Annotated in this window: 8 protein-coding genes and 1 pseudogene; 6 read left to right on the top strand and 3 right to left on the bottom strand. The window is 37.3% G+C overall.

The genetic code is table 11. The features are described from left to right. Positions 1-45 precede the first annotated feature (45 nt). From EHV10_RS02625 to EHV10_RS02595, 6 genes and pseudogenes are all read left to right on the top strand, one after another. Positions 46-1619, top strand: a pseudogene (locus EHV10_RS02625) (IS1182 family transposase). A 574-nt stretch (positions 1620-2193) separates the two neighbouring features. Beyond that, on the top strand, positions 2194-3588 hold the full coding sequence (ltrA, locus tag EHV10_RS02615) for a group II intron reverse transcriptase/maturase (RefSeq protein WP_128673284.1): 1395 nt from the start codon (positions 2194-2196) through the stop codon (positions 3586-3588). Positions 3589-3714: 126 nt separating this feature from the next. Beyond that, positions 3715-4602, top strand: a complete 888-nt coding sequence (locus EHV10_RS02610) for an Rpn family recombination-promoting nuclease/putative transposase (RefSeq protein ID WP_128673283.1) — start codon at positions 3715-3717, stop codon at positions 4600-4602. Between the two features lie 136 nt (positions 4603-4738). After that, positions 4739-5662 carry a nucleoside/nucleotide kinase family protein gene (locus EHV10_RS02605; protein WP_128673282.1) on the top strand — a complete coding sequence of 308 codons (924 nt, stop codon included), beginning with the start codon at positions 4739-4741 and terminating at the stop codon, positions 5660-5662. Positions 5663-5672: 10 nt separating this feature from the next. Continuing rightward, positions 5673-7382 (top strand): alpha-amylase family protein, encoded by a 1710-nt coding sequence (locus EHV10_RS02600; protein ID WP_128673281.1) that lies wholly within the window; start codon positions 5673-5675, stop codon positions 7380-7382. A gap of 140 nt (positions 7383-7522) precedes the next feature. Continuing rightward, positions 7523-9277 (top strand): IS1182 family transposase, encoded by a 1755-nt coding sequence (locus EHV10_RS02595; protein ID WP_128673280.1) that lies wholly within the window; start codon positions 7523-7525, stop codon positions 9275-9277. A 177-nt stretch (positions 9278-9454) separates the two neighbouring features. On the opposite strand, the gene EHV10_RS02590 is transcribed toward EHV10_RS02595, so the two are convergent. From EHV10_RS02590 to EHV10_RS02580, 3 genes are read right to left on the bottom strand one after another with little or no spacing between them, the layout of a single operon-like run. Beyond that, the gene (locus EHV10_RS02590) at positions 9455-10291 is read right to left on the bottom strand and encodes a carbohydrate ABC transporter permease (RefSeq protein WP_128673279.1); all 837 of its coding nucleotides are present in this window, start codon (positions 10289-10291) and stop codon (positions 9455-9457) included. Position 10292: 1 nt separating this feature from the next. Then, positions 10293-11207, bottom strand: coding sequence for a carbohydrate ABC transporter permease (locus tag EHV10_RS02585; RefSeq protein ID WP_128673278.1), 915 nt, complete (start codon positions 11205-11207; stop codon positions 10293-10295). Beyond that, complete coding sequence (locus tag EHV10_RS02580) at positions 11179-12450, bottom strand: ABC transporter substrate-binding protein (RefSeq protein WP_128673277.1); 1272 nt, start codon at positions 12448-12450, stop codon at positions 11179-11181. The genes EHV10_RS02585 and EHV10_RS02580 overlap by 29 nt, the downstream gene beginning before the upstream one ends. Between the last annotated feature and the right edge of the window lie 55 nt (positions 12451-12505).

Here is a 12505-nt window from a genome sequence, read left to right as displayed (position 1 = left end):
TCGTTCATGCGAAAGGTCCTATTTTTGTGGTAAAATTAACTTGCAATGAAAACTTTACACAATAATTATTGTAATTCAAAACAAGGATATTTACCACTGTTTCTTTCAGATTGTTTGGATCTGCTGGATCCTGTTTTAACATTTGACAGATTGATGGGAGGAATAGATTTAAACAAGTATCTGACCGATATTCCAGAGTACACAACCGGGCGATTCAGATATAATCCTGCCAACATGTTAAAAACAGTACTTTTCGGATTTATGACTAGCGGTTACTGCTCTCTGAGAGAACTGGAAGACAACTGCAAAGTTAATATCAGGTTCATGTATCTCATGGATCACCGGACTCCGTCATACAGAACCTTTGGATATTTCATCAATGAAATACTTCAAGATAAGGTTGAAAACATTTTTAACGACATCAATCGTGCTATCTTTAACGAGGAGCATGTGGATCTGCAACATATCTACATCGATGGCTCCAAGTTTGAAGCAAATGCAAACAAGTATACCTGGGTATGGAAGAAGGCTACCGAAAAGTTCCGTTACAAGCTTTACGAAAAAATCACTACGGAGATTGAAGAAATTAATGCAGAAATCGCATGGAGTGGGGTGCAGATTACAACAAACACAGAGTATGTACCGGATTATCTGAATGAAATCGTTGAGCAGCTGGTACTTTTATGGGATCTGGATACAAGTACATTTGTTTACGGAAGCGGGAAGCGTAAATCCAAAGAACAGCGTCATTATGAACACTTGACTACTTTCTGTCAGAAACTTCAAGAATACATACAAAAAATTGAAATCTGTGGTCCTAACCGAAACAGTTATTCTAAAACAGATAACTCAGCTACCTTTATGCGTATCAAAACGGATTACATGGGCAATGATCAGCTTCTGCCGGCATATAATGTACAGATTGGTGTAGCAGATGAATATATTGCAGTTGTTGACGTGAACCAGTATCGTTCGGATATGGATTGTTTCGTTCCTTTGATGGAGCACTTCAAACAAACTTATGGATTCTACCCCAAATATCCTGTGGCAGATGCCGGATATGGCTCATACAACAATTATATTTTCTGTGAACAGAACGGAATTGAAAAGTATATGAAATTTCCAATGTTTAAAAAGGAAACTAAGGATAAGAAATATCATGAAGATCCATTTCGTGCAGTTAACTTCAGAATTGATGAGCAAGGATCCATGAGATGTCCTAATGATAAATCATTCCATTTTTTATACAGAAAAAATGTGAGAGGAAATCAGTACGGACGCAAAGAAGAACTGTATGAATGCGAAGACTGCAGTGGATGTCCATATGCAAAGAAATGTAAGAAGACAGATAAGAATCGAACTGTTCGAATCAATCAGGAACTAACTTCTATGCATCAGGAAGTAATCGAAAACCTAGAAAGTATCCATGGTGCGTTATTACGAATGAACCGTTCGATACAAGCAGAAGGCACTTTCGGAATTATGAAAAACGACCGTTGGTACAAGAGAATTGTCCGAAGAGGTATTCATTCAGTCAAACTGGAAGTTTTACTCGTGGCGATAGGCCATAATTTATATAAATATCAGAAAAAAAGATGAGAAACAGAAGTGCCGCATAGATTCAAAAAAAGAACTTCTATGGGGTAGGGGAACTGCGCTTTTTTTGCGTATGATTACAGTCATTTATACACATTAAATACAAAAAGGGAGATGCGAAAAAACTCAATCGAGTTTTTTCACATCCCCTTTTATTGTGCGCCTAGCGGCGCACGTTTCTAACGGGTTAAAGTCCCGAATCCGCCCGGTAGTGGGAAGGATATAGTCGAAGGCAAGGGTGTCGAGGGTGACCTCGAATCTGAAGGAAGCTGGATATGAGGAAGATACTAACTCATGGGCAAATCTCCGGTCTGACGAACAGAAATCTCATATGAGGTTATGCATGAGGATAAGACTGCAATACAAGCCAAAGTCCAATAACTACACGGAATCATGCATGATAAATGAGGCAGATATATGGAGAGGAAGAAACGTGTGGTACCTAGGGAGGTCTGTGTGATATGCCTCGAAAGAGGTAACCATTGTCCAAAGCAATGCTGAACACACAGAAGTCAGCAGAGGTCATAGTAGTCGAGAGGCAAAGGACCGAATCAGTAGGAGTCTAAAGTATGACTGAGAAAGGAGGAATGACTAGACATGGCAGAAAACACTAAAAGCAGTGGCTGTTTACAGAGAGATAGTGCGGAACATAAAGGGTATGCAAAAGCGCGTAGGTCATTCAATCTGATATGGAAAGAAAGAGACAGTGCACAGCCGAAGCTCTTAGAGGCGATACTGAATAAAGACAACTTTAACAGAGCGTATAAGAGAGTGAAGGCAAACAAGGGAGCACCTGGAATCGATGGAATGACCATCAAAGAGGCACTTCCTTACCTTCAGGAACATCAACAGGAGTTAACTAACCGTATCTATCATGGAAAGTATACTCCGTCTCCAGTAAGACGAGTTGAGATTCCTAAACCAGATGGTGGTGTGCGAAAGCTTGGCATACCAACAGTGATAGACCGTACACTTCAACAGGCGATAACACAGCAGTTAGTTCCAATCTATGAACCACTTTTTACAGACGGCAGTTACGGCTACCGTCCAAACAGAGACGCAAAAGGAGCAATACTTAAGGTTAAGGAGTACGCTGAACAGGGCTACACATATGCGGTAGTTCTAGACTTATCGAAGTATTTCGATACAATCAACCACGAGATTCTTATCAACCTTCTGAGGGAAAACGTAAAAGATGAACGTGTGGTGCAACTTATCAAGAGGTATCTGAAAAGTGGTGTAATGGAAAATGGAGTGGTTATCGAAACAGAGGAAGGGTCGCCACAAGGAGGGAATATATCCCCTTTGCTTGCGAATATCTACCTCAATGAGTTCGACTGGGAGTTCTTGAAACGAGGTGTCCCATGCATAAGATATGCAGATGACATAGTGCTTCTTGCGAAAAGCAAAAGGGCATCGGAGAGACTATTAGAGAGCAGTACGAGGTATCTTGAGGATAAGCTGAAACTCACAGTGAACAAAGAGAAAAGCCGTATTGTAAGCGTATTTGCAATCCGAAATTTTAAATTCCTTGGCTTTGCATTGGGAAGGAACGGAGGTGGCATATATGTCCGAGTTCATGCAAAGTCTTGGGAGAAGTTTAAGTTAAAACTGAAAGAGCTTTCTTCCCGTAAGTGCTGTCAGTCAATCAAGCCGAGTCTTGAAAGAATCAAGGTGTATGCAAGAGGATGGCTTAACTACTATGGAATTGCAAGCATGAAGAATAACATGAACGATATTAATGGATGGCTCTATCACAGAATACGTATGTGTATATGGAAGCAATGGAAGCGTGTGAGAACCAGATACCGAAATCTTAAGGTAATGGGAGTTCCAAAAGACCTAGCATGGAAAGCGGCAAATAGCAGACGTGGCTATTGGTTTACAACAAATACAGTTGCTATTAATATGGCAATGACAAAAGAAAGACTGATAAACAGTGGCTTCTATGATTTAGCCACAGCATACCAGTCTGTGCACGTCAACTATTGAAAGCGCTGTATACGAGAACCGTACGTACAGTGCTGTGAGAGGACGGCGGTTAGTCACCGCCTCCTACTCGATTTATTTCTATATTCATTTCTATTAAATCAAATCAGTCGCATTAACGGAGGTCGTATGAAGGGCAACAAAGAAAAAGATATTACACAAAAGACACTTGAAAGGTATAATGATGTATTCGCAGATATTATAAATGTGTTATTATTTAATGGAGAAAGAGTGGTGACGGAAGACAGCTTGACAGATGTACCGCCCGGAAGTATTTTAAAGATGGATGGCAGGATAAGGACACAGTATAGAGATATAGCAAAATATTGGCATAACAGCAAGATAAAATTATCAATGTTCGAATTGGAAAATCAGATAAAACCGGAAAAGAGAATGCCGCTGAGGGTCTTTGGATATGATGGAGCGGAGTATGTCAGACAGGCCAAAAAAGAGAACAGTAAAGAAGTAATTTATCCTGTGATTACATTAGTGCTATATTTCGGGTATAATAGTAGATGGAATCAGCCAAAGAGCTTATTTGAACTGTTGGAGATAGATGAAATGATCAAACCATATGTGAATGACTTTAAAATGAATCTCTTTGAAATAGCATATCTTGACAGAGGAAAGATAGATATGTTTGAGAGTGACTTTTGGATACTGGCTGACTACCTTTACCAGATGAGAGTTAATAAAAATTATGTAGCCGATGATACAGTAATTGAGCATGTGGATGAACTGTTGATGCTGATGTCTGCTATGACTAATGATTACAGATTTGAAGAGACTATAAACGAAGTGAAAGGAAAGGAGCATGTAACTATGTGTGAGGTACTTGACAGAGTAGAAGCAAGGGGAATAGAAAAGGGAATAGCAAAAGGAAGAGAAGAAGGAATTAAAGAAGGAACTGTAAATGTCCTTATTTCTTTGGTAAAGGATGGAATTTTAAGTATTTCGGATGCGGCAAAAAGAGCCGGTATGAGTGATACAGAATTCAAAAAGTATGCAAATATGTAAAAATAAATACATAGAAAATAGCCCGATATTATGTTACACTCCATATGAAACAGTTTTCATATGGAGTGCTTGTTTTTTGGATATATTGATGAAAATCCTATAAATAGGCACAACTTATTATATGAGGTGAATGCTTATGAAAGAATTTAAAAATTGGAAGCCGCCGGTACTTCCTGAGCAGATTCCACAGGGTGATATGCCGGGAGATAAGGTAGTTATAAGTGAGTATCATATTGACAGAGCAAACAGGATATTTCCTGATTTGCTTGAAGAGATTGAAAAATTAAAGAAAGAAAATGGTAGCCAGAAGATAGTAGTGGCTGTATGCGGAGGCTCAGGAGTGGGAAAATCCGGAATAGCTGCAGTACTGTCATATTATCTAAAGGAAATAGGACTTGGAAGCTACACACTTTCAGGAGATAATTATCCTCATAGGATTCCAGAGTACAATGATGCAGAGAGATTACATCTCTTTAGAGAAGGTGCTCTTAAGGAAATGCTAAAGGACGGAGAGTACACCAAAGAACGCTTTGATATAATTCATGCATTACAGGTAGAAGGTGAGGATGCCAATCTTGAAAATATCAAAAAATATCCATGGTATGAATCATATATAAATGGTGGACATAAGGCACTTGAAGGTTATCTTGGAACCGAAAATGAGCTTGCATTTAAAGAGCTCGAAGATATTTTAAATAAGTTTAAGTCCGGTGCGGATAAAATATGGTTAAAGAGAATGGGAAGAACCAACACAGAGCTTTGGTATGATGAGATCGATTTCAAAGACGTGGGTGTTCTTATGATTGAATGGACGCATGGAAACAGTGATTATTATAAGGGAGTGGATATTCCGATACTTTTACACAGCACACCACAGGAAACTTTGGAATACAGGCTATTAAGAAATCGTGACGGTGAAATAGACAGTCCGTTTACTACAATGGTACTTGAGATCGAGCAGGAAATGCTGAAGAATCAGGCACATAAGGCAAAAATAATAATTGCTAAGAATGGTGAGAGATTAACTTACCCTGAGTATTGCAAGTCTATGGGAATGTAGTGAGGTGAATATGAAAAGAAACGATAACGGACCTATGCTAAATGCCTATCCTGACAGTCTTGGTGGAAACCTTGGGGAAATTGCAAATTTCCTCAGTAAAAAAGAACTGAAGGATGTTTTTTCATCATTTTATATACTCCCAAGTCTTTTTCATACAGATCTTGACAGAGGATTTTCGGTTATTGACTACTCTTTAAATGAAATGCTTGCCAAAAGAGAGGATTTGGAAAAGCTTGATGAACTTGGAGTTGATTTAAAGCTTGATTTTATACTAAATCATGCATCAGTATTGTCTGAGCAGTTTCAGGACATTATAAAAAACGGTGAGAAGTCAAAGTACAGAGATTTTTTCATTGATTGGAATAAATTTTGGGCCGGATGTGGAGAAATGACAGAGGAAGGCTATATACAGCCAAAACCTGAGCTTATAAAGGATATGTTTTTTAGAAAACCGGGTCTGCCTATACTGATGGTTAGATTTCCTGACGGAAAGGAAGTTCCTTATTGGAATACCTTTTATCAGGAAGTAAGATATCCTTCTTTAGATGCTGTAGATATCAGAAATATTACAGGAGCACAGTACAGTATTGCAGACGGACTTGCAAAGCTGTTAAATACAGGACTTACAGAAGGCAGATCACCTGCAGAGATTTTAAAAGAGACAAATATCTATACAGATAAACTTAGCGATAAACAAAAGGAAGCACTTTGTGAAAGACTTGAGTCTGAGAGAAAATATCTCGGACAGATGGATCTGAATATCAAATCTCCTCTTGTTTGGGAGTTTTATGACAATACTTTAAAGACATTGGCAGATTATGGTGCAAAGATAGTAAGACTGGATGCTTTTGCCTATGCTCCAAAGGAAGTAGGAGAGAAGAATTTCTTAAATGAGCCTGCCACTTGGGATGTACTTACAAAGGTGAGAGAATTGGCTGATAAATACAATGTGAGACTGTTACCTGAGATTCACGCAAGCTATGAGGAAAAAATCTATGAGAAGATTGCAAATAAGGGATATATGACTTATGATTTCTTTCTTCCGGGACTTATTATAGATGCATTTGAACAGCAATCAGGCGAAGTCTTAAAAAAATGGGCTGATGAACTTGTGGAAAAGAAGATACAGGTAGTAAATATGCTTGGCTGTCATGACGGAATACCTCTACTTGATTTAAAGGGACTTATCAGTGAGGAAAGAATTCAGTCTGTTATAGATACTGTGGTCAAAAGAGGTGGATATGTAAAGGATTTGCATGGTCAAAAGAATGTATATTATCAAGTAAATGCAACTTACTACAGTGCACTGGGTGAAGAGGATAAGAGAATGCTTCTTGCAAGAGCTATTCAAATCTTTATGCCGGGAAAGCCACAAGTGTGGTATTTAGATCTTTTTGCAGGAAAGAATGATCACGAAGCGGTAAAAAGAGCAGGAGCCGGAGGACATAAGGAAATTAACCGCACAAACCTGACTGCTAAAGAGATGGAGGCAGGCTTACAAACCGAAATAGTACAAAAGCAACTTGAAATGCTTAGATTTCGCCATACATTCCCTGTATTTTCTAATGAGAGTGAATTTAGTATGAAATGTGATGGAAGTAAGCTTTCTATGGAATGGAAGAATAAAGAGGAAAGAGCGGTACTAAAAGCCGATCTGTCAGACTTTAATTTTGAGATTTTTGCAGAAAAAAACGGTGAAAAAATTTATCAATATAAATAACATAAAAAGAGGCTGTCGGGAAATGGCAGTCATAACTTAGGGAGGAGTAACTCAAAATGAGTCGCTCCTCCCTAAGTTTTTACATAAAAAAAGATGGCTAACGATAACCATCTTTCTCCGTTACATGTTATAATGTAACTATGCTCACAGTTAATTATTATAATGACTTTTTTGAAATAGGTCAACAGAAAATCAACTTTAGCTTATATGAATTGAGTTTGCCCAATGACGATCCAGTATATACCCTAAAAAAAGTTATGGAGGATTTAGATTTTTCCGGACTGTTAGCCAATTGTTCGGATAAGGGAAGAACAGGGTACAATCCGATCATGATGTATGCAGTTATTACTTATGCAAATATGCGTGGAATACGCTCTATTGATCGTATTGTGGATTTATGTGAAAGAGATATCGCTTTTATCTGGCTTACTCAAGGGAGGAAGCCTAAAAGAGATGCTTTTTATGAATTTAAAAGTAAGAAACTTACTTCAGATATCCTGGATGACTTAAACTATCAGTTTATGAGACGATTACAAAAAGAAGGATTTGTAACATTAAAAGAATTGTTTATTGATGGAACGAAAATAGAAGCTAATGCTAATCGTTATACTTTTGTATGGCGTGGAAGCATTAATTATCATCTTGCAGGTCTTCTAGATTCTATTGATAAGCTTTATTCAAGCTATAATTCTTTTATAAAAGATAACGGATTTGGCGAAAAGTACGAGCTTGGAAATGCACAAATGTTTGTGATTGACGGGATTGATAGAGTTAGAGATATTATTGAAAAGAACAGAAAAAGAAAGATTACAAAACATAAAAAGTTATCCAATAACCGTATTATAGAGATTGATAACTGCTCGCCTATTGAAATACTTAAGCTTCAGAAAAATCTTATGACAATTGCTGACGGAGAAGGTATTGTATTTGTTAACGGAAAGGGTAAAAGAAAGCCAAAACTTCAACAACTCTATGAAGAGCTTGAACACTGTGGACAGCGATTAATGAGCTATAAAGAATGCTTTGAAATTATGGGGAAAGATAGAAACAGCTATTCCAAAACTGATTTGGAAGCAACCTTTATGCGAATGAATGAAGATCATATGTTGAACGGGCAGCTAAAGCCGGCATACAATGTACAGATAGCAGTAGAGAATTATTTTATTGTACATAGTTATGTAATTAATGATCGTACAGATTATAATACATTAATTCCGGTCCTTGAAAAGCATAAGGAAGCATTTGGAGAAGTACTTGAAGAAGTGACGGCAGACAGCGGTTATTGTAGTGAGAAAAATCTCTTATATCTAAAAGAAAATAAGATAGACAGTTATATAAAACTGCAGGATCATGAGAAAAGAAAAACAAGAGCATACAGTAAAGATATAGGTAAATACTACAACATGAAGACAATGGTATTTGAGGATGAGCAAGTCTATATCTGTCATGACGGTCGTGAACTGAGACATATCAACACAGAAAAGAAAAAACAGAATGGTTATACACAAACATATGAAGTATATGGATGTTCAGACTGTAGTGGATGTGAACATAAGTCTAAATGTTTATACAAATATAACCCTGATAAAGATATTGATAAGAACAAAGTGATGAAGATCAATGAAGTATGGGAAGAGCTTCGAGAGAAGTCACATGCCAATATACAGAGTGAAAAAGGTATTCTGAAACGACAGACACGCTCTATTCAAACAGAAGGTCATTTTGGAGATATTAAAGAGAATGAAGATTTCCGACGCTTCAATTATCGTTCTTCAGATAAGGTATATAAAGAATTTATGCTTTTTGCAATAGGAAGAAATATAAACAAATATCATCGTTTTCTCTACGCAAAACTAAAGAAATTTGAAGGAAAAATACAGGAGAAAACCGCATAGTAAAAAATGCAAAAGCAAAATCTCAGCCAAGGGGGTTTTGTGCCCAAAAATAGACAGCATAATAGAAAAACAAAATATCCTGACAAAGTCACAAAGCCAAAATGCCTTGTACTTGTCAGGATATTTCTATTTAGTTCTGTAGGGATTAAAATTCAGTATTTCCCGACAGCTCCTTTTTTAACCCTTAATGCTGTCGCCAAGCAGCCCTTTTATAAGAAATTTTTGAATGAAAATAAATATTATAAGTGTTGGAATCATTGTGATGACACTTGCAGCCATCTGAGTTTCCCATGTGGTCTTATAAAGTGACTGATAGTCTGTAAGTGCCATAGCTACAGTTCTGTTTTCAGGTGACAGTATAAATGTTCTTGCAAAAAGCAGATCACCATACGCTCTGATAAAGGCAAAAATCCCTGTTGTAAGTAACCCCGGAAGTATCAAAGGGGCAAGAATAAATCTTACGCCTTCAAGCCTTGTAGCTCCGTCCATCCATGAGGCTTCTTCAAGAGTTACAGGTATATCCTTTATATATGAGTACAAAAGCCAGAGACTCATAGGCAGGCATACAGCCACATTTGCGATAATAAGTGCAAGTTTGGTATCAAGCAGTCCAAGGTTCTTAAATACAATATATATAGGTGAGGCAAGTATTACCTCTGAAAACATCTGAGTCAGAATAATAATCAAAAGCACTGTTTTTCTAAGTTTAAATTTATACCTTGCAACAGCATATGCAGCTAATATTCCGATTAAAAGACAAATGATTGCCGAAGCTATGGAAACATAGAAGCTTGTTAAAAGTGCAGGCAGAATACTTTTTTCACCTGTTAAAACTGTCTTATAATTCACCCATTCAAGTGGAGCTTTAAACCATGTAGGAGGCCATTTTGTTATATCCTCATATTTTTTCAAAGAGGTATTTAACATAATAAATATAGGACTGATAAATATAAAAACAAACATGGAGTAAAAAAATGTTCTTATAATTTTAAATATTTTTCTTTTTAAAATCATATCAATCATCCTCCACTTCCAGCTTATAATAAAGCATTGTAAAGATAAAGAGTATTACTACTACTACAGAGGAGAGTGCATATGCTGCTCCCAGATTAAACTTTGAGAATGCCTGCTCATATATTTTCAGCATTAGAGTTTCAGTACTCCTCATAGGTCCACCGCCGGTAAGTACAAAGATTACATTGAAGGAGTTGAATGTCCATATACTTACCAAAGTTAATGTAACCAGAAATACCCTCTTTATGCATGGACAGGTGATATGAATGAACCTGCTTATAACACCTGCACCATCTATCTTTGCACTCTCATAAAGTGAAGAATTTATATTTGAAAGTCCTGCCATAAATATCATAGAGACCATTGGAAGTCCAAGCCAGGTATCCACAAATGAAGCGGACAAAAATGCCATACCGGGATTTGAAAGAAAGCTTATATTTTCATGTATCAATCCAAGTTTTTGAAGATAGAAATTCAGATAGCCGTAATTTCCATCCAGTATCCACTTCCATATAACAGCTACAGCCACTTGCTGCATTGCCCATGGCAGTAGTGACATAAATTTTAGAAACTTTGAAAAATACATATCGCTGTTCATAAATAATGCCATGATAAATCCCAAAGACAATTTAAGAAAAACGGTAACTACAGCATATCTTAAAGTGAGTGAGAGAGTAGGAAGAAAGAATTTCGCACTGAAAACTTTCTTGAAATTTTCAAGACCGACAAAGTTCATTTCACCGTTGATGATTGCAATTTTAAAAAAAGACCCCGATATAATGCGATATATCGGGTATCCGAATAATAATGCCACTACTACGAAAAGAGGCAGCAGCAATATATAAGGTTGAAATCTTTTTTTGAAATCGGCTCTATTTGAAGAGACTTTATTTTGCGACTTCAGACTGTGCCTCATCTAATGCCTCTTTTGCACCCATCTCACCTGTAAGAGCTTTTTGTACAGCAGTAAGGAATGCTTTGTTGAAGCTGTCCCAATCCTCTACTTGTGGCTCACTGATACCGTACTCTATGCTTGCGGCAAATGCCTGCATAAACTCAGTCTTGAATCTTTCATCCTCAAACTCTTCTTTTAATATAGGGAACCAACCAAAAGCTTCTGATACAGGTCTTTGATATTCAGGCTGTCCCATAAATTCTACAAATTTCCATGCGAGATCTTTGTTCTTGCTGATACTTGAAATAACATATGAGTCTGTTACCAAAGTCTCTGCCTTTTGCTTACCTTCAGGAAGTACCGCCACCTTGTAAGGTGCCGTATCGGCGGACTTATCAAGTGTTTCCTTCTCCCATGGACCTGATACGAACATTGCAAGATTACCATTTGCAAATAATGTAGCTTGGTCACCTCTTGCAGTGCTTACAACATCCGGAACAAGCTTTTCATCATTGAACTGCTTAAGATATTCTAAAGTACCCACATTTGCCTCGGTATCAAATGTAATCTCACCCTTATCATCTACCAAAGCACCACCGTTTTGATATATAAAGTTTAAAAGCTCATCAGTTCCGCTTGTGATATCTGTAGGAATTGCAAATCCGTATACATCTGGATTACTACTGTGAACTTCTTTAGCAGCCTCTAAAAGTTCATCCCAGTTTTTTGGAGGTGTTTTTATCAGATCGCTTCTGTAATATAAAGCTCTTGATGAGAATGCCATAGGAATACCATATTGCTTTCCATCAACGCTTCCTGTTGCCAAGACAGACTCAACTCTGTTTGCCTTAAAATCGTCTGTTATATAAGAACTTAAATCCTCAGCTATACCGAGAGTTGCAAGCTGCTTTAATGTTCTTGAACCTGTAAGCATGATATCAGGTGCATCACCTGCCTGATAAAGTGAAACTATCTTTGAGTTGAGCTCATCCCAACCTACGGATACTATTTCTACTTCTACACCATCATTTGCTTTCTCAAATCCTGCTATACCGTTATCAAGCTCTTCTTTTAAATATCCTCCGTCATAGCCCGGAACCAATAACTTGATCACAGTATGCTCTGATGATGTACCTGCTGTTGTAGATTCTGCAACTTCCTTGTTTGCCTCTGTGCTTTCTGTTTTTGCGGTTGTAGAACATCCTGCTAAAATTGTGCTTGCAAGCATCATGCCGGCAAGACTGAATGATAAGATTTTTTTCATAGTTTTTTGTAAATTAATACCCTTTCTTTTGAAGTTAAATGCTTAAGAATTATAT

This window comes from Lachnoanaerobaculum gingivalis, from assembly GCF_003862475.1.
In the GTDB taxonomy this organism is placed as follows: domain Bacteria; phylum Bacillota; class Clostridia; order Lachnospirales; family Lachnospiraceae; genus Lachnoanaerobaculum; species Lachnoanaerobaculum gingivalis.
The sequence above is the reverse complement of the archived record's forward strand: the minus strand, read 5'-3'. Positions and strand labels throughout refer to the sequence as shown.

What these genes read in the sequence shown, in the direction of transcription:
- EHV10_RS02585 (WP_128673278.1), bottom strand. Translation starts at nt 11,207, where the DNA reads ATGAGGCACAGTCTGAAGTCGCAAAATAAAGTCTCTTCAAATAGAGCC.
- EHV10_RS02590 (WP_128673279.1), bottom strand. Translation starts at nt 10,291, where the DNA reads ATGATTTTAAAAAGAAAAATATTTAAAATTATAAGAACATTTTTTTAC.
- EHV10_RS02610 (WP_128673283.1), top strand. Translation starts at nt 3,715, where the DNA reads ATGAAGGGCAACAAAGAAAAAGATATTACACAAAAGACACTTGAAAGG.
- EHV10_RS02600 (WP_128673281.1), top strand. Translation starts at nt 5,673, where the DNA reads ATGAAAAGAAACGATAACGGACCTATGCTAAATGCCTATCCTGACAGT.
- EHV10_RS02595 (WP_128673280.1), top strand. Translation starts at nt 7,523, where the DNA reads ATGCTCACAGTTAATTATTATAATGACTTTTTTGAAATAGGTCAACAG.
- EHV10_RS02605 (WP_128673282.1), top strand. Translation starts at nt 4,739, where the DNA reads ATGAAAGAATTTAAAAATTGGAAGCCGCCGGTACTTCCTGAGCAGATT.
- ltrA (WP_128673284.1), top strand. Translation starts at nt 2,194, where the DNA reads ATGGCAGAAAACACTAAAAGCAGTGGCTGTTTACAGAGAGATAGTGCG.
- EHV10_RS02580 (WP_128673277.1), bottom strand. Translation starts at nt 12,450, where the DNA reads ATGAAAAAAATCTTATCATTCAGTCTTGCCGGCATGATGCTTGCAAGC.